A 20283-nucleotide genomic window follows, 5' to 3' on the forward strand; every position below is an offset into this window, starting at 1 on the left:
GAGAAAATTATGAGAGATTTCATTAAAAAGGTCTCTGTTCTGTTTATGATTCTGTTTCTCTCTGTGCCATTAGGATTGGCTGGACTGTTCCTTGCTCGAGGTGCATCAGCTGATGAAGGGGCTGCAAGACAAGTAGGAGAGAACACAGAAATTATCCAGAATGGATGTTATCGTAAGGTAAAGAAAACAGAAAAAACACAGTGGACAGTTCCACGTAAACCGATCGACTTAGTTATCCTTCAAGATGCGAGTGGATCCTTTGAAAAGACTATTCCTAGTGTTAAGAATGCCTTGAAGCGTTTGACCACTTATGTGAAACCTGAACAGTACAATGAAACTGACCCACATTTAGTGAGTACAGGTGATCCAGATACGACTGACCGCGTCTTCGTTTCAGCTTATCAAGGATTGGATCAGGTTCGATATTTTGATAATGAGGACTTCACAGGAGCGATTGATACCTATACAAATGAGGGGATCACTGGTAAACATTATCAGTTTAGTTCAAGTGATTTAACATCAGATCAAAAATCTATTCATAGCTTTATTGATAATATTACTGTTGGAGGAGGAACTCCTACAGTTCCTGGTATCACGGATGCTCTTGCTGCTTATAACAGTCAAAAAGGAGAAATGAAAAATGGTCGTAAGACAGTATTCCTCCTTGTAACGGATGGGGTAGCCAACGGTTACCGTCTGCCAGGGACTAACACAGTGGTTATGGACAAGAGCTGGACAAGAACAGATGCTATTCAACCTGCATGGGGACTTGGTCAAAACTATTTCCCTGAAGCAGCGCAAGATATTGTCAGCCGTGCAAACGAGTTAAAAGAGGCAGGAAATACACTTAAGAATGCTGTTGGATCAGAAGGCTCTGTAGTTATTGGTTTCTGGGAGCGAGTGGCAGGGTTCACTGACCCATACTTCCAATATGGTTCTGCTTATTTGAATGGATTTGGAAAAACATTGAATATCGGTGATAACCGTTCAGTTCAAGGAATCTTCCATGATGCTCTTCAATCGATGGCTTCACCAGACAAGGTTGTAAACGGAAAGAACGTTTCCTTCTATGTTAATGAACAAAGCGATATCGATAAGTTCTCAAATCGAATTTTAGAATCGGTAGCTGCAGCGTTGATCAAGGAAGACATCAAAGGTGAGTTCACTGTTACACCCGGGTATAAGGTTGATGCTGTTCGAATCAATGGTAAAACAGTTGTTGAAAAAGTCACAGATCCATCAAAACAAATTCGTGGTCGAATCAATCAAGAAGGTGACAATGTCACAATCTATGTACCCGATAGTGTCTTCAACCCTGGAGATAACAATTTCGACTATGATTTGAGTAAGGAAGCTCGTGCTCCTGAAACGAATGAAGAGGATGAAGTTGATCCGCCAGCTGATTACACACCAACGAATGAAACAATTACAGTCCCTGAATTGACTGGTGTCTTCAAGACAGGTGAATTTACAACCCGTAAGATTGGTGGACGTAATGAAGAAGTTGAAGTTCAAAAACTCGAGTACTGTTACCCAAGTGTCACGAAGAGAATTACCGACGCAGATAAGAGTAATGATTTGGGAGAAATTGATGACCCGCTTGGTTTGACAAAGAAAAAAGCCTATTCTGCACAATTGTCAGACAAGGCAGAGGAGTTTACCTATACTCTTGATTACAACTTCAATAACGTAGCCTACGAATTTGAAAAGAACGTCATGTTGACAGACCCACTTGACTACCGTTTGGAAGTGGTTGAAAGTTCAGCTACTGGACCAAATGGAGAAAAATGGACCACTCGTGTAGTTAGTCAAGATGATTCAGAAGGCAACCCTCAAAGTGTCGTGGTTGCGGATGTTCCTGCTAAAGGATCCAACTATAATTACTTGGTATTGAAGAAAGCTCAAATGACCATTAAGGTTCGTTTGAAAGAACAATACCGCAATAATCAATCAAGTAAAGAATTCATGGCTCTCCTTCAGGAAAGTAATGGATTTGGTCTCCTAAACCAAGGGAACATCATGTGGAATGGTGATGACAATCAACCAAACCAAGATGCGCATGCCAAGACAGATACCAAACCAAGTACCATTCGCCGTTCAAATCCAGTTTACGTGAAACCTCCAGTTGTAACCGAAATTACGAAGAAGGTTAATGACAAAGAACATGAAGATTTGAAGGCAGAAGAGGAACTCTTTGAGTACAAGGTGACTGCTCCATGGCCAGGTATTGCGGACAACTTTACGCTGACAGATACAGTTGTTCCAGAGTTAGAAGTTCAAGCAGATAGTTTGAATGTAAAACTCGGTGGAAAAGATAACGCTGATTTGAAAGGTGCGACAACTGTTTCAGGTCAAACCGTTTCGTTGACACTAGACAAAACTAATCTTGAAAAAATCACTCGTAAAGTGAATCGCCGTAAGGTGAAAGACATTCAATATGTAGAATTAACCTTTAAGGCGAAAATCCGTAAAGGTGCTGATCTTTCTAAATACAAGAAAGATGGTCAAGTAAAAGTACCAAATACAGCGGATGTGATCTTGAACGATGTGAAACAAACCTCTAACGAAGTAACGGTTACCCCACCAAAACCAAAAGAACCAACGATTGATAAGAAAATCAATGAAAACTTGGATAGCTTCCAAACGTTTGATGGGCAACCATACAACTACAATATTACAACAGCAGTACCAAGTGATGTTGCTAATTACAAGAAATTTGTGATTCGTGATACACTGGATGCTAATTTGGAACTTGCAGGAGACGTAAGTATTAAAGGTTCTGCAGCGGCCCTCTTTGATATCCACACCAATGGCCAAGAGATTACGGCAACGGTGAAGGATGGTCAGTTTGGTGAACTTGCAAAATACTCAACTGTTGAACTAGTCATTCCTGCAAAAGTTAAAAATGGTGTGATAGGTACAACCATTGAAAACAAGGCTTCTATTTCCTTTACAAATGAGAATAATGTAGAGAAAGAAGTTGAATCGAAACCTGTCACCGTAACGCCACCTCCTGTAACGAAGAAGATCAATGAAACTCTTGATCACTTAGATATCGCGACAGGTCAAGCGTATAACTACAACATTAAGACAAAACTTCCAACCGATATTACAGATTACAAGAAATTTGTGATTACAGATACACTTGAAGGAGATTTGTCAGTTATCAATGAAACTTCAAGCAAACCAGTTATCAAAGGAGCAGCTGCAGCCTTCTTCGATGTAACAGTTGAGGGTCAAACCGTGACTGCAACGATGAAGGAGTTTGCGAACGCTACAGACCTTGCTGGTCAAGAAGTGGAATTGATTATTCCGGCTAAGATCAATGATGGAGTGACTCGTATCAACATTCCAAATACTGCGAAGTTCAGCTTCACAGATAAGAACGATCATAGCGGAGAAAAAGAAACGAAACCTGTCACCGTAACTCCTCCATCAGAACCAGGTGTTGATAAGAAAATCAACGAAACACTGACAGAGGCAACAATCGGTGCGGAAACCGACTTTACTTATAATATCAAAGCGAAATTGCCAAATGATATTACAACGTACAAGTCCTTCGTTGTAACGGATACCTTGGATGAGAACTTGACTTCAGGTCAAGCTGAAATCAAGGGAGCGGCAGCGAAATTCTTCGATGTAACAGTTCAAGGTCAAACCGTGACTGCAACGATGAAAGATTTTGCGAATGCGGGTGACTACGGTAACCAAGAAGTAGAGCTCGTGATTCATGCCAAAGTGAAGAAAGGCTCAACTGTTCCATCTATTGAGAACAAAGCTAAGATTACTTACACCAACAAGAATGACCAACAAGGTGAGAAAGAAACCAAGCCAGTCACTGTTACACCACCACCAATCACGAAGAAGGTGAATGGTCAGGAACACGCAGATCTTGGTAAGTTATCAGAAATCTTTACTTATACGATTGACTCAACGGTTCCACATGTGGCAGATAGCTTCACCATTTCAGATGATATCGTCAAAGAATTGGCATTTGAAGGAGAAGCAACGGTCACTGTTGATGGCCAAGCTGTTCAAGACCTCACTGTAACAACAGAAGGTCAACGTTTGACGGTCACATTTGGTAAAGAGCAAGTGAAACAATATGCTGGTAAAGCTGTACAAGTTTCATTTAAGGCTAAGGTGAAGGAAGGCATTACCTTTGATGCACTCTTAGCAGCTTATCCAAATGAATCAAAAGACAAGCCGGTAGTACCAAATACTGCTAGCTACATCATTAATGATAATCCTGATTCTAAGAAAGAATCAAAACCAGTTACCGTTACACCACCACCAACCACTACTCCAGAGCTTAAGAAGGAAGTAAACGGAGCAGAACGTTATGATCTTGCAAAACGTAATGAAGAGTTTACTTATACTTTGAAAACAACAATGCCTGCCAGCGCAACTGTGTTTGAGATGACAGACGAGTTGAAAGAAGTTCTAGAATTTGTTGGTGAGAATGCTTCAGCCACTGTTAAACTTGATGGTGAGGATGCAGGATCGAAGGCGACAGTGACACTTTCTGGTCAAGTCATCAAAGTTGCCTTTACAGAAGCTTCTGTAAAAGCAGATGCAGGTAAGTCCATTGAAGTGAATTTCAAGGCTAAGATTAGAGATAATGCCAACTTATCAGCTTATGTGAATAAAGATGGTAAGACAGAGATTCCGAATAAGGCTTCTTATGATATTGATCACAATCCGAAATATCACAAGGACTCTAACGAAGTCCCAGTAACACCTCCAACACCAGACGAGCCAGAGATCAAGAAAGATGTGAACGGCAAAGAATCTGAAACTCTTGACAAACGCGACCAAGTCTTCACATACAACGTGAAAACAAGTGTAGCGCAAGATGCGACAGCCTTCAGCGTAACCGATAAGATCGAAGATGTTCTTGAGTTTGCAGGTAAATCAAGTGCGACCTTGAATGGTCAAGCGCTTGAAGCAAGTCAAATCAAGGTAGAAGGTCAAACGATTACCTTGACGCTTACAGAAGACCAAGTGAAAGCCAATGGCGGTCAAGCAGTTGAATTAACATTCGACGCGAAGATCAAAGCTGGCGCTAACTTGTCCGCATATGTGAAGGAAGACGGCCGTACACAGATTCCGAATAAGGCTTCTTACGACGCAAGCTTCCCACACAAACCAGGTGTGCACAAGGACTCTAACGAAGTCCCAGTAACACCTCCAACACCAGAAGAGCCAGAAATCAAGAAAGATGTGAACGGTAAGGCAGAAGAAACCCTCGCAAAACGTGATGAAGTCTTCACATACAATGTGAAAACAAGTGTAGCGCAAGATGCGACAGCCTTCAGCGTAACCGATAAGATCGAAGATGTTCTTGAGTTCTCAGGTAAATCAAGTGCGACCTTGAATGGTCAAGCTCTTGATGCAAGCCAAATCAAGGTAGAAGGTCAAACGATTACCTTGACCCTTACAGAAGAACAAGTGAAAGCAAATGGCGGTCAAGCAGTTGAATTAACATTCGACGCTAAGATCAAAGCCGGCGCTAACTTGTCTGCATATGTGAAGGAAGACGGCCGTACACAGATTCCGAATAAGGCTTCTTACGACGAAAGCTTCCCACACAAACCAGGAGTGCACAAGGACTCTAACGAAGTTCCAGTAACGCCACCAACACCAGACGAGCCAGAGATCAAGAAAGATGTGAACGGTAAGGCAGAAGAAACTCTTGACAAACGCGACCAAGTCTTCACATACAATGTGAAAACAAGTGTAGCGCAAGATGCGACAGCCTTCTCAGTCACAGATACCCTAGTAGACGTTCTTGAATTCGCAGGAACTTCAAGTGCTAAATTGAATGGTCAAGCTCTTGATGCTAGTCAAATCAACGTAGAAGGTCAAACCATTACCTTGACGCTTACAGAGGAACAAGTAAAAGCCAATGGCGGTCAAGCAGTTGAATTAACATTCGACGCGAAGATCAAAGCTGGCGCGAACTTGTCCGCATATGTGAAGGAAGACGGCCGTACACAGATTCCGAATAAGGCTTCTTATGACGCAAGCTTCCCACATAAACCAGGTGTGCACAAGGACTCTAACGAAGTCCCAGTAACGCCACCAACACCAGACGAGCCAGAAATCAAGAAAGATGTGAACGGCAAGGCAGAAGAAACTCTCGCAAAACGTGATGAAGTCTTCACATACAATGTGAAAACAAGTGTAGCGCAAGATGCGACAGCCTTCAGCGTAACCGATAAGATCGAAGATGTTCTTGAGTTTGCAGGTAAATCAAGTGCGGCCTTGAATGGTCAAGCTCTTGATGCAAGCCAAATCAAGGTAGAAGGACAAACGATTACCTTGACCCTTACAGAAGAACAAGTGAAAGCAAATGGCGGTCAAGCAGTTGAATTAACATTCGACGCTAAGATCAAAGCCGGCGCTAACTTGTCTGCATATGTGAAGGAAGACGGCCGTACACAGATTCCGAATAAGGCTTCTTATGACGCAAGCTTCCCACACAAACCAGGAGTGCACAAGGACTCTAACGAAGTTCCAGTAACGCCACCAACACCAGACGAGCCAGAGATCAAGAAAGATGTGAACGGTAAGGCAGAAGAAACTCTTGACAAACGCGACCAAGTCTTCACATACAATGTGAAAACAAGTGTAGCGCAAGATGCGACAGCCTTCTCAGTCACAGATACCCTAGTGGACGTTCTTGAATTCGCAGGAACTTCAAGTGCTAAATTGAATGGTCAAGCTCTTGATGCTAGTCAAATCAAGGTAGAAGGTCAAACGATTACCTTGACCCTTACAAAGGAACAAGTGAAAGCCAATGGCGGTCAAGCTGTTGAATTGAGCTTCACTGCTAAGATTAAAGCGGGAGCTTATTTGACTCCATATCTAACAGATCGTGGATTCACTGTTCCAAATACGGCTTCTTATGATGCAAACATTCCAAATAGACCAGGGCTACACAAAGACTCGAATAAAGTTCCGGTTATCGTTCCAAAAGAACCAGAACCAGAAATTACGAAGAAAATCAACCGTACCTTGGACCACTTGGATGTCGAATACGATGCACCTTACATGTACAATGTCAATACAGCTTTACCAAAAGATATTGATAAGTACAAAGAGTTCACCGTAACAGATACACTTGAATCTGTTTTGGCAATCGCTGATACGCCAGTAGCCTATGTGGACGGTCGTGATGCAAATGGAGCTCTTGAAACAAGTGTTGAAGGAAACACTGTCACTGTAAAAGTGAAAGATTTCGCTCGACTAAAAGGCTTCAAAGAGATTCAATTGTACATCCCAGCTAAACTCAAAGCGCATAGCGATTTGACTCCTTATAAGGATCAATTGGTACCAAACAAAGTAAGTGTTAACTTCAAGGATGCCAATGGTCAATCTGGCAGCAAGGAATCAAAACCGGTAACGGTGAAACCACGTGACCCAGAAAAACCAACTGAACCAAAACCAAATGAACCTTCTAAGACTGTTGGACCAGAAGATGGATCAAATCCAACTGGTGGTTACAGATTGAAAGAAGCAGATGAAACATTCCGCTTCGACATTTCAACGCTCGTTCCTGCAGATCCTAAGGATGAAAATGGAAATGCCTTGAAAGATGAGTACGGTCGCATCAAGAAGACGGAATTGACGAACTTCACAATCAGTGATAAAATCAATCAAGTCCTCAAAGTGAACCTTGACCGCATCGCCCTCAAAGTTGAAAACGCTCAATTTGACAAGATCAAAGCAACTCTTCAAGCCCAACTTGAACAGTCTGAGAAAGAACTCAAAGCTTTGACAGGTAAGTCAACTGATGAGACTTCAACAGAGGCTAACAAGAAGGAAGATTTGAAAGTGGCGGAAGCGAAAGTGGCTGAATTGAAAGCGAAGTTGGAAGCAGCTAAGGCAGCGCAGCCAGCTAAACCAGCTGAAACTACAACACCAGCTACATCTGATTCTTCTGCAACAGAAGATAATAAACCTGCAACTAGCGAATCAAGTCAAGATCTTGCAAGCTTGGAAGTAGAGTTGAAAGCAGCTGAAGAAAACTTGGCTAAACTTCAAGCACCAGCAGAGAAAGAAGCAGAATTAGCACCAGCTGATAAGAAACAACAACAAGAGAAACTTGAAAATGAAATCAAGAAACTAAAAGAAGCTCAAACTAAGCTTCAAGCAGCTATTGATAAATTGAGTAAGTCTTCAAATGACCGCGGTGAATTAGTAGGTAAAGAGTTGGAAGCAATTGCTACTGTTACTTACGATGAAACTGAAAATCTTGTGACTCTTGAAATCAGCGACAAGGATGTTCTTGAAGCCTTGAAGGGAAGTAAAGTAACTCTCGTTCTTTACACAAACTTCAAAGAAGGAACAGACTTCGCTAAGTATCAGGACGGTGTATCAAATACAGCTACAGTAAGCTTCAATCACACCCCACAATCTACCAACACAGTTGTGGTGTTCCCACCAACACCGGTAACACCACCGGCTCCAAATATTCCACCTTCTGAGGGGGAAGTTCCACCAAAAGATCCAGGCAAAAACTTGCCAAATACAGGTTCTGAAGTTTCTACACTCTTTGAAGTCATTGCAGTTCTCATTCTTGGACTTACAGGACTTCTAGTTTGGAAAAACACAGCTGAACAATAGGATTGCATAGTAAGAGGAGGGTAGAAATATTTACTCTCCTCCTTACTGTATTTTGAAAGTGTTAAGGGAAAAAGAATGAGTAGAAAAAAATTATTAAAGTTAGGGATTTCAATACTTGCTTTAAACGCTCTTGGAGTAGCAACGTATCATGTAGCTCCAGATCTATATCAAATTCCAACAGTGCATGCAGAAGAAACACCGGCGGAAGATGAAGAAATTCCAGATGGAGCAGAGCGAAACATTGCGCTTAAATTCAAAAGAATGCTTGATGATGTAGAGGCTTTCATCGCTGACTATAAAGCTAATCCTAATGATGAAGACAACAAAACTGGATTAGAAGATAGTTTGGCGGAAGCTACTAACTACCTTCCTACCGCAAAGAAGGCAATGAAGAGTCCAGAAGGTCAAAAAGGTTTTGTGGCATATGAAGCTCGCTACAATGAGTTGAAAGCCAAGGTTGAAGCTTTGTTGGCTGGTAAGACAGAACAACCAGCGGAACCAAAAGTTGAGCATCAAGAAATCACTACAACAGAAGAGATTCCTTATGCATCTCGTACCGAAAACAATGCTGATCTTGCAGAAGGTACTCGCAATGTGAAACAAGCGGGTGTTAAAGGTACTAAGACCATTACTTGGGATATCACACTGACAGATGGTAAAGAAACAGCTCGTACTAAGAAAAGCGAGAAAGTTACCAAAGAACCAGTAGAAGAAATCATCGAAGTTGGAACTAAGAAAACAGGTGTAGAAACCAAAGAAACAGTGACTGTAGAGGAAAAAGTTGCTTTCAAAGAAGAAACGAAAGTAGACCCAGCACTGGATAAAGGTCAAACGCGTGTTGAAGAAGGTGAAGAAGGTATCGATGAAGTCACTTATGAAGTGACAAAAGTGGATGGTGTTGAAAAATCTCGTAAAGAAGTTTCACGCAAGACCAAGAAAGCAGCCAAAAACAAGATTACTTATACCGGTTCAAAAGCAGTTGTAACGACTAAGGAAGTAACCAAAACTGAAGAAGTTGCCTTCCGGACTCGTGAGGTTGAAAATGCACTCTTAGCTGAAGGTGTTCGCCGAGTGAAGACAGCTGGTCAAAAGGGTGTTCGTACGATTGTTGAAACAGTGACTTACACAGACGGAAAAGAGACAGGCCGCGAGGTGAAATCAAACACAATCACTACTCCAGCAGTAGACGAAGTTGTCGAAGTTGGAACTAAGAAAGTAGTAGCCCCAGTTGTAACGACTAAGGAAGAGACCAAGACAGAAGAAGTTGCTTTCCAAACTAAGGAAGTAACAAATCCAGATCTTCCAGAAGGAACTCGCCGAGTGAAAACAGCTGGCCAAAAAGGTGTTCGCACCATTGTTTATACAGTGACTTACACAGATGGAAAAGAGACAGGTCGTGTTGAGAAATCAAACACAATCACAACTCCAGCCGTAGATGAGATCGTTGAAGTAGGAACTAAGAAAGTAGCTTCTACAACAACCAACGGTGATAAGAAGGATCCTGCAACAACAGGAAACCAAGCCGAAAGCACTAAGAAAGAAGAAACTGCAAGTCAAGATAAGAAAGCTCTACCAAGCACAGGTACAGCAGTATCTAGTCTTCTTTCAGTCATCGGTCTTGCCTTTGCAAGTCTAGCTGCTTTTGTCCTTCGTAAGAAAGACTAAGGCTCTCTAATTGTACAAAAGCATCTTTTGTACGAGAAATACTAAAAAGAACCCAGAATTTATTCTTGGGTTCTTTTTTATAAAAAATTAAATATATTAATGTTTATGTGTAGTATGAGCACGTTATGAAACTCATGGAGTGATAATAGGTTCAACAATAAAAAGGCTATTTACATAGTGTAAACGCCTGTTCTGAAATTTTGATATTTTAATTATTCTCACCGAAAATTGACAGTCTGGAAATACAAAATAATAAATTTTTATCTATAATCTACTTTTAATTGCCCCCTTTTTGTGTTAGAATGAGGTGAACATTTCTTTTTAAAATGATTGTATACAAATCATTTTTAGTTTGGAGGTTAATTATGAAATGGAGAAGAGGCATGAAAGTGCCGTTTTCTACTAATTTAGGTAGAAAAACAAAGGCTTATATCGGCCTGGTCGTTTTACTTTTTTCTATTTTTCTTCTTCCGGTTCAGTCTTATGCTGCATTAGAAGAGATTAAAAATGGAACGGATATCTCTACCTTGGATATTCGTAAGTTTAATTTAAATATTAACAATGCTAGTGTTTTATCTAAATCACAGTCTGTTGATCAGTTTCATCTATCGAATCCCCATTATGAATATCTAAGTGGGGGTGCTTATCCAGGTGAGATGGAAAACTTTACTCTCAAAGTAGATAAAAGTAAAAAGCAAGATCAAGTTTTTGAAAATCCTTTATCTCTAAAATTCACAAATATTGGTAACGTTCACGGTAAGCAAGTAGATGCTTATTTAAAATTTAATAAGGTAACTCTTCACTATCTAAATACTGCTCAAGCAGAGTCTGAAATGAATAGTGCTCAAAAATCTACTGTCGAATTTTTCTCAATTTCTGAATTATGGGAAAGTAGTGCTTTCGAAATTGGGAATGTTCCTTATGTGGATGCGAATCATGACTACATCATGAATAAAGCGTTTTGGATTGATGCTGATGTTACAGCAGAAATTCGTTATGCTGATGGAACAGAAACAGACTTGAAATTGGTCATGAAACCAACAGATATTGATGCAATTGATGCAAACAATTTGAAGGAAACTTTCTATGTAAAAAACTATAAGAATGATGTGAACCTTCGATTAATGAACAATGCCAATGTCTTGCAACAGGAAGAAACAAGTGACCGTACTTCATGGATTGCCACTCAAATAACGGGAGGTAGTTACTATGAAAACAATGTTTCAGGTTTAGCGCTTCGTTCAAATAGTAACAGCATGAATTTTGGTTATTCATCTACGGAAACCTGTTCTGCTGTATTTGGATTGTATGTTGAAAAGCTTGACCCAAGTCCAGTTCTCGAGGTGGAACCAACTGAGATTCCAGCTAAAGAGGGGCAGGATGTAACTTATAAGGCTACTTTTAAAGTTCCGGTTCCAGGTAAAGACCTTTTAGCAGCTCCATCATCTATTGAAATGGTTCAAAATTTTGATGATCGCTTGGACTATAAAGAACTTAAAGTTGAATCAGGTGGAGTGACTCTGCAAGAAGGACGTGACTATACGATCGAGAAGTCAGGTCAAACAGTTACTGTTAAAATGACACCTGAATACATAAAATCAAATTCTGCCGCTGAGATTATTATCACTTATAAAACAGCTACCAACAAAAAAGTGGAAGAAAAAGGACCTGAAAAAATTAACAATACTGTAACCTTGCATGTTGATAACTTATCAGCTCCTTCTAATCAGGTGAGCACTGCTCTTCTTTACGAAAAACACCATGAATTTGTCAGTGGAACTCCAGGTAAAGAGTTGCCACAAGAAGTGAAAGACTTGCTTCCAGCAACAGAAAAGAATTTACCTAATGGCAGTCAAGTAACGCCAACACAACCAAGTCAAACAGAAGTTAAGACCGCGGAAGGTACATGGAGCTTCAAGTCCTATGACAAGACATCTGAAACCATCAATGGAGCAGACGCACACTTTGTAGGAGCCTGGGAATTCACTCCAGCGCCAACTTACAAGGCGACGCACGAGTTTGTCAGTGGAACCCCGGGCAAAGAGCTTCCACAAGAAGTGAAAACCCTACTTCCAGCAGACCAAACAGACTTGAAAGATGGTAGCCAAGCAACGCCAATGCAACCAAGTCAAACAGAAGTTAAGACCACGGAAGGCACTTGGAGCTTCAAGTCCTACAATAAGACATCGGAAACCATCAATGGAGCAGACGCACACTTCGTAGGAGCCTGGGAATTCACCCCAGCGCCAACCTACAAGGCAACACATGAGTTTGTCAGCGGAACTCCAGGTAAAGAACTTCCACAAGAAGTGAAAGACTTGCTTCCATCAGACCAAACAGACTTAAAAGATGGTAGCCAAGCAACGCCAACGCAACCAAGTCAAACAGAAGTTAAGACAGCAGAAGGCACTTGGAGCTTCAAGTTCTATGACAAGACTTCTGAAACTATTAATGGAGCAGACGTACACTTCGTAGGCACCTGGGAATTCACCCCAGCGCCAACTTACAAGGCAACACATGAATTTGTCAGCGGAACGCCAGAAAAAGAACTTCCGCAAGAAGTAAAAGCCCTTCTTCCAGCAGACCAAACAAACTTGAAAGATGGCAGCCAAGCAACACCAACACAACCAAGTCAAACAGAGGTTAAGACCGCGGAAGGTACATGGAGCTTCAAGTCCTATGACAAGGCATCAGAAACCATCAATGGAGCGGATGTCCACTTTATCGGTACCTGGGAATTCACTCCAGCGTCAACAGTGACTCATAAGGCAACTCACGAGTTTGTCAGCGGAACTCCAGGCAAAGAACTTCCACAAGAAGTGAAAACCCTGCTTCCAGCAGACCAAACAGACTTGAAAGATGGTAGCCAAGCAACACCAACGCAACCAAGCCAAAAAGAAGTTAGGACAGCAGAAGGTACCTGGAGCTTCAAGTCCTACGATAAGACATCGGAAACAATTAATGGATTAGATGCTAAGTTTGTAGGTACATGGGAGTTTACAGCAAGCCCAGTTCCAACAGTGACTCATAAAGCAGTTCACGAGTTTGTCAGCGGAACTCCGGGTAAAGAGCTTCCACAAGAAGTGAAGGCCCTTCTTCCAGCAGACCAAACAAACTTGAAAGATGGCAGCCAAGCAACACCAACACAACCAAGTCAAACAGAGGTTAAGACAGCAGAAGGAACATGGAGCTTCAAGTCCTACGATAAGACATCGGAAACAATTAATGGATCAGATGTTAAGTTTATAGGTACATGGGAATTTACAGCAACTCCAGTTCCAACAGTGACTCATAAAGTGGTTCACGAGTTTGTCAGCGGAACTCCAGGTAAAGAACTTCCACAAGAAGTTAAAGTTTTGCTTCCAGCAGACCAAACAAACTTGAAAGATGGCAGCCAAGCAACGCCAACGCAACCAAGTCAAACAGAGGTTAAGACATCAGAAGGCACATGGAGCTTCAAGTCCTACGATAAGACATCGGAAACAATTAATGGATCAGATGTTAAGTTTATAGGTACATGGGAATTTACAGCAACTCCAGTTCCAACAGTGACTCATAAAGTGGTTCATGAGTTTGTCAGCGGAACCCCAGGTAAAGAACTTCCGCAAGAAGTGAAAGTCTTGCTTCCAGCAGACCAAACAGGCTTGAAAGATGGTAGCCAAGCAACACCAACGCAACCAAGCCAAACAGAAGTTAGGACAGCAGAAGGTACCTGGAGCTTCAAGTCCTACGATAAGACATCGGAAACAATTAATGGATCAGATGTTAAGTTTATAGGTACATGGGAATTTACAGCAACTCCAGTTCCAACAGTGACTCATAAAGCGGTTCACGAGTTTGTCAGTGGAACTCCAGGTAAAGAACTTCCACAAGAAGTAAAAGCCTTGCTTCCAGCAGACCAAACAGACTTGAAAGATGGTAGCCAAGCGATTCCGACGCAACCAAGTCAAACTGAAGTGAAGACAGCAGAAGGCACATGGAGCTTCAAGTCTTATGACAAGACATCTGAAACCATCAATGGAGCAGACGCACACTTCGTAGGCACCTGGGAATTCACTCCGGCCCCAATTAAAGATTCTGGAAATAATAGTCAACCAGAAGAAGGAAGTAGTCAAAATCAGAACTTGTTACCAAACACGGGTTCAGCAGTATCTGGTCTTCTTTCAATCATCGGTCTTGCCTTTGCAAGCCTAGCAGCTTTTATCCTTCGCAAGAAAGATTAAGCCACTCTTAGGAAATAACAAAATGACTTCTTAATTCCTGAGCCTAAGAAGAGAGAACGAGAAATCGTTCTCTCTTTTTCTTGCATTTTATATCGAGCTGTGATATAGTTTATATAACGAGATGCGATATATCGAACTGAATAGGAGGTGTGAATAAATGGAATTAACAGATAAAATCAGGCGTGTTTACCTTCCCATGACTGAAACAGGTTTTTATATCTTGTTTTGTTTACAGAAGGAGAACCATGGATATGGTATCACACAAAAGGTCAAGGAGATGACAGATTCGCAAGTTTCGATTAGTCCTGGAACTATGTATGGGACCTTGTCAAAGATGGAAAAGGATGGCTTGATTTCCTTTATCCGGGAAGAGGAAAAACGTAAAATCTATCAGATCACAGACTTGGGACGAAAAGTCTTAGATATTGAATTGAAACGTATTGAACGGCTCTATAGAAATAGTCGGGAGGAAGTATGATGGAAAAGAAGGTTGTATATCGGATATCTACAATTGCAGATTATGATAAAGAGGCTTTATACCTTGGAGAAATGCATGCTAAGGGCTGGAAACTTAAGGAAGTAAGCTACTCTAACTTAGTAGTTGCGGTTAAGTATACTTTTGAAAAGTGCCAACCGGAGCAGGTGTCTTATCAGTTGGACTTTTATCCCATGAAAAAATCAGAGAGAGCCTCCTATTTACAACTATTTAAAGACTATGGCTGGGAGCATATTACAGACTTTAATGGTTTTTCCTACTTTAGAAAAGTACATTTTGAAATTGAATCGGATGCCGAGTTTGAAATTTATAATGACGCGGCCGGGAAGTTAGCTGTGGTCAAACGGATTTTAATAATGCGTATGCTTCCTATTTTGCTTCTGTTTTTAGCTCTACTACCGGTTTTCTCAAAGTTTGTCAGTGGAGCTAGTTCTTTCAGTTGGGAATTGTTTTTGATTTTCATAATAGATTGTGTTTTATTGATTATTTTTGCGATTCAGATTTCTTATATTTTTGGGAGATTGTTTCAAAAGTGGAAAGAATTATCTGATAAATGAAACAATGCCTGTTTTCTAATTTGGAGGTAAGACAATGAATAGCAAAGTACAATTTAGGATTTTCACCATTGTTGATTTGGACAAGGAAGAAGAATATTTACATGAGATGCACTTGAAAGGTCGGAGATATAGAACTAACCGTTTTGGTTTTTTCTATTTTGAACAATGCCAACCAGATGATGTCATCTATCATATCTATGATTCTAGATTTCTTAAAAAGTATAAGCATGAACTGCAAGATTTTAGAAATAGCGGTTGGGAATTGATAGAAACAGGTTTTTATTCAATTCTTCGTAAACCAACTTCTGATATACTTTCAGAGGAGAAAGTCTATATGCGTAATGCTCTTAGATGGGAAGCTATGCGGTCTAGACTTCGTTCCTGTATAGCCGCTTTCTCAGGTGGTCTTGTTGTTTGCATGAGTTTGTATCGAGAGAACTTGTCTCAGTCTTTCTTTATTATTTTCGTTTTATACACTTGCTTAATTTCTTATCTAATCTATGGTTTTTTCAGACTTAAAAGGAAATACCAGGTAGATGAGTAGCAAGGTTCTAGGTCTTCAGACTGATTTTTAGCACTCTTGGTAAAAGAGTGCTAATTTTTGAGTTTTTATCTTGACATTCTCTTCTAAGGGTGTATAATAGAATCATGAGTTAGCACTTGGGTACATAGAGTGCTAATCAATCGGACAGAGAGGAGTGATGAGATGGTTACAGAGCGTCAGCAGGATATTTTAAATCTGATTATTGACATCTTTACCAAAACGCACGAACCTGTCGGATCCAAGGCGCTACAAGAGTCTATCAATTCTAGTAGTGCTACCATTCGTAATGACATGGCAGCTCTAGAGAAGCAGGGTTTGCTTGAGAAGGCTCATACCTCAAGCGGTCGGATGCCAAGTGTCGCGGGATTTCAGTACTATGTGAAACACTCGCTTGCTTTTGACAGACTGGCTGAAAATGAGGTATACGAGATTGTCAAAGCCTTTGATCAGGAGTTCTTCAAACTGGAGGATATTCTGCAAGAGGCTGCTAATCTATTGACAGACCTGAGCGGCTGTACGGTAGTAGCACTGGATGTTGAGCCGAGCAGACAGCGGTTGACAGCCTTTGATATCGTTGTTTTGGGACAACATACAGCCTTGGCAGTATTTACCTTAGACGAGTCTCGAACGGTTACCAGTCAGTTTTTGATTCCAAGGAACTTCTTGCAGGAAGATTTGCTGAAACTGAAGAGCATCATTCAGGAACGTTTCCTTGGTCACACTGTTCTGGACATTCATTATAAGATTCGGACGGAGATTCCACAGATTATCCAACGTTACTTTACAACAACGGACAATGTCATGGATCTCTTTGAACACATCTTTAAAGAAATGTTCAACGAAAATATTGTGGTGTCGGGAAAAGTCAATCTCTTGAATTTTGCTAATCTAGCAGCCTATCAGTTCTTTGATCATCCACAAAAGGTGGCTCTGGAGATTCGTGAGGGTCTGCATGAAGATCAGATGCAAAATGTTCGTGTTGCGGACAGTCAGGAATCCTGTCTAGCTAACCTAGCAGTGATTAGCAGTAAATTCCTAATTCCTTATCGAGGTTTTGGAATTCTAGCGATTATCGGTCCGGTCAATCTGGACTACCAGCAATTGGTCAATCAAGTCAATGTTGTCAATCGTGTTTTGACCATGAAGTTGACAGATTTTTACCGCTACCTCAGCAGTAATCATTACGAAGTACATTAAGATTGAAATCATTAAAGGAGGCGAAAATGGCCCAAGATATAAAAAATGAAGAAATGAAAGAAGAGGAAGTTGTGGAAACAACTGAAGAAACAACTCCTGAAAAGTCAGAGTTGGACTTGGCAAATGAACGTGCAGATGAGTTTGAAAATAAATACCTTCGCGCTCATGCAGAAATGCAAAATATTCAACGCCGTGCCAATGAAGAACGTCAAAACTTGCAACGTTATCGTAGCCAAGACCTGGCAAAAGCAATCTTACCATCGCTCGACAACTTAGAACGTGCACTAGCCGTTGAAGGTTTGACAGACGATGTTAAAAAAGGATTGGAGATGGTGCAAGAAAGCTTGGTTTACGCTTTGAAAGAAGAAGGAATCGAAGAAATCGCAGCTGACGGCGAATTTGACCATAACTATCATATGGCCATCCAAACTCTCCCAGCAGATGATGAACATCCAGCAGATACCATCGCCCAAGTCTTTCAAAAAGGCTACAAACTCCATGACCGCATCCTACGCCCAGCCATGGTAGTAGTATATAACTAGGCAATTCTGATGGTTGCTGAAGCAACTCGTCAGAAAACGGCAATCGCTATGGCGTTTGCCTAGCCTCCTTACTAACTCGTCGTCGAAATAATATCGATTTCGACTCCTCGTGTCGTAACATATATACATTGAAAACTTGTCCGAAACGACAATAAACTATGAAAGAAAGATAAAAAGCAAGCCGGAGGCTTGCAAGGAAGATATTGCCCGCCGTGGTGAAAGTTTCAGTAGCTTTTGCTACTGAAACAGGGGATTTTTGAGACAATAGGCTCAAAAATAAGTGATGAAATCCCGAAGGGAGTTGCTCACGTCCCCACCACTTAAGGGAAATATCAAAAAATCAAAATTCGAATTAAAATTTAAGGAGAAAAACACATGTCTAAAATTATCGGTATTGACTTAGGTACAACAAACTCAGCAGTTGCAGTTCTTGAAGGAACTGAAAGCAAAATCATCGCAAACCCAGAAGGAAACCGCACAACTCCATCTGTAGTATCATTCAAAAACGGAGAAATCATTGTTGGTGACGCTGCGAAACGTCAAGCAGTCACAAACCCAGATACAGTTATCTCTATCAAATCTAAGATGGGAACTTCTGAAAAAGTTTCTGCAAATGGAAAAGAATATACTCCACAAGAAATCTCAGCTATGATTCTTCAATACTTGAAAGGTTACGCTGAAGAATACCTTGGTGAAAAAGTAACCAAAGCAGTTATCACAGTCCCAGCTTACTTCAACGACGCTCAACGTCAAGCAACTAAAGACGCTGGTAAAATCGCTGGTCTTGAAGTAGAACGTATCGTCAATGAACCAACTGCAGCAGCTCTTGCTTACGGTTTGGACAAAACTGACAAAGAAGAAAAAATCTTGGTATTCGACCTTGGTGGTGGTACATTTGACGTATCTATCCTTGAATTGGGTGACGGTGTCTTCGATGTATTGTCAACTGCAGGGGACAACAAACTCGGTGGTGACGATTTTGACCAAAAAATTATCGATCACTTGGTAGCAGAATTCAAGAAAGAAAATGGTATTGACTTGTCTACTGACAAGATGGCAATGCAACGTTTGAAAGATGCAGCTGAAAAAGCTAAGAAAGACCTTTCTGGTGTAACTTCAACTCAAATCAGCTTGCCATTCATCACTGCAGGTGAGGCTGGACCTCTTCACTTGGAAATGACCTTGACTCGTGCGAAATTTGACGATTTGACTCGTGATCTTGTTGAACGTACAAAAGTTCCAGTTCGTCAAGCCCTTTCAGATGCAGGTTTGAGCTTGTCAGAAATCGACGAAGTTATCCTTGTTGGTGGTTCAACTCGTATCCCAGCCGTTGTAGAAGCTGTGAAAGCTGAAACTGGTAAAGAACCAAACAAATCAGTAAACCCTGACGAAGTTGTTGCCATGGGTGCTGCTATCCAAGGTGGTGTAATCACTGGTGATGTTAAAGACGTTGTCCTTCTTGATGTAACACCATTGTCACTTGGTATCGAAACAATGGGTGGCGTCTTCACAAAACTTATCGATCGCAACACTACGATTCCAACATCTAAATCACAAGTCTTCTCAACTGCAGCAGACAACCAACCAGCCGTTGATATCCACGTTCTTCAAGGTGAACGCCCAATGGCAGCAGATAACAAGACTCTTGGACGTTTCCAATTGACAGACATCCCAGCTGCACCTCGTGGAATTCCTCAAATCGAAGTAACATTTGACATCGATAAGAACGGTATCGTATCTGTTAAGGCCAAAGATCTTGGAACTCAAAAAGAACAAACCATTGTTATCCAATCTAACTCAGGTTTGACAGACGAAGAAATCGACCGCATGATGAAGGATGCTGAAGCGAATGCTGAAGCAGATAAAAAACGTAAAGAAGAAGTAGACCTTCGTAACGAAGTAGACCAAGCTATCTTTGCGACTGAAAAGACAATCAAAGAAACTGAAGGCAAAGGCTTCGATGCAGAACGTGATGCTGCACAAGCTGCCCTTGATGAGCTTAAGAAAGCCCAAGAAGACAACAACTTGGACGAAATGAAAGCAAAACTTGAAGCTTTGAACGAAAAAGCTCAAGGACTTGCTGTTAAACTTTACGAACAAGCCGCTGCAGCCCAACAAGCTCAAGCAGGAGCAGAAGGCGCACAAACAACAGGAAACGCAGGCGATGACGTCGTAGACGGAGAGTTTACGGAAAAATAAAATAGTCCAGTGGACTATTTTATCCCGAGCTTGAAAATCAGGAGAGCGAGGTAGTTAAGAATGACTAATCACTAAAGTGAATGTCATTCTACGGCAATCGCTATGGCGATTTGCCTAAACGCCTTACTAGTTCTAAAACAAAGTATAAACGACTTTGTTTTAGAACGTCGTAATGATAGGAAGAAATCCAGAGGTTGCAACCCAGCCTCTGTTTTTCGATAAAATAGAG

General features: G+C 41.2%; 9 protein-coding genes. All 9 read left to right on the plus strand.

Going from position 1 to position 20283, the window contains the following annotated elements:
- Positions 1–9: 9 nt before the first annotated feature.
- The 9 genes from padA (at position 10) to dnaK (ending at position 20054) form a co-directional block, all read left to right on the plus strand.
- On the plus strand, positions 10–8631 hold the full coding sequence (gene padA, locus CO686_RS01090) for an LPXTG-anchored isopeptide-forming adhesin PadA (protein WP_096753409.1): 8622 nt from the start codon (positions 10–12) through the stop codon (positions 8629–8631).
- Positions 8632–8706: 75 nt separating this feature from the next.
- Complete coding sequence (locus tag CO686_RS01095) at positions 8707–10296, plus strand: G5 domain-containing protein (RefSeq protein WP_096753410.1); 1590 nt, start codon at positions 8707–8709, stop codon at positions 10294–10296.
- A 365-nt stretch (positions 10297–10661) separates the two neighbouring features.
- Positions 10662–14519 carry an LPXTG-anchored SHIRT domain periscope protein gene (locus CO686_RS01100; RefSeq protein WP_096753411.1) on the plus strand — a complete coding sequence of 1286 codons (3858 nt, stop codon included), beginning with the start codon at positions 10662–10664 and terminating at the stop codon, positions 14517–14519.
- A 157-nt stretch (positions 14520–14676) separates the two neighbouring features.
- On the plus strand, positions 14677–14997 hold the full coding sequence (locus CO686_RS01105) for a PadR family transcriptional regulator (RefSeq protein ID WP_000423978.1): 321 nt from the start codon (positions 14677–14679) through the stop codon (positions 14995–14997).
- The gene (locus tag CO686_RS10540; protein WP_000412846.1) at positions 14997–15572 is read left to right on the plus strand and encodes a DUF2812 domain-containing protein; all 576 of its coding nucleotides are present in this window, start codon (positions 14997–14999) and stop codon (positions 15570–15572) included. The genes CO686_RS01105 and CO686_RS10540 overlap by 1 nt, the downstream gene beginning before the upstream one ends.
- A gap of 34 nt (positions 15573–15606) precedes the next feature.
- On the plus strand, positions 15607–16116 hold the full coding sequence (locus tag CO686_RS01115) for a DUF2812 domain-containing protein (protein ID WP_049550486.1): 510 nt from the start codon (positions 15607–15609) through the stop codon (positions 16114–16116).
- Positions 16117–16278: 162 nt separating this feature from the next.
- Positions 16279–17313 carry a heat-inducible transcriptional repressor HrcA gene (hrcA, locus tag CO686_RS01120; protein WP_000255743.1) on the plus strand — a complete coding sequence of 345 codons (1035 nt, stop codon included), beginning with the start codon at positions 16279–16281 and terminating at the stop codon, positions 17311–17313.
- 26 nt (positions 17314–17339) lie between these two features.
- The gene (gene grpE, locus CO686_RS01125; RefSeq protein ID WP_000046025.1) at positions 17340–17855 is read left to right on the plus strand and encodes a nucleotide exchange factor GrpE; all 516 of its coding nucleotides are present in this window, start codon (positions 17340–17342) and stop codon (positions 17853–17855) included.
- Between the two features lie 375 nt (positions 17856–18230).
- Positions 18231–20054: a molecular chaperone DnaK gene (gene dnaK, locus CO686_RS01135; protein ID WP_049520673.1), complete on the plus strand. Its 1824-nt coding sequence runs from the start codon at positions 18231–18233 to the stop codon at positions 20052–20054.
- Positions 20055–20283: the final 229 nt, after the last annotated feature.

This window comes from Streptococcus oralis (assembly GCF_002386345.1).
GTDB classification, from domain to species: domain Bacteria; phylum Bacillota; class Bacilli; order Lactobacillales; family Streptococcaceae; genus Streptococcus; species Streptococcus oralis_S.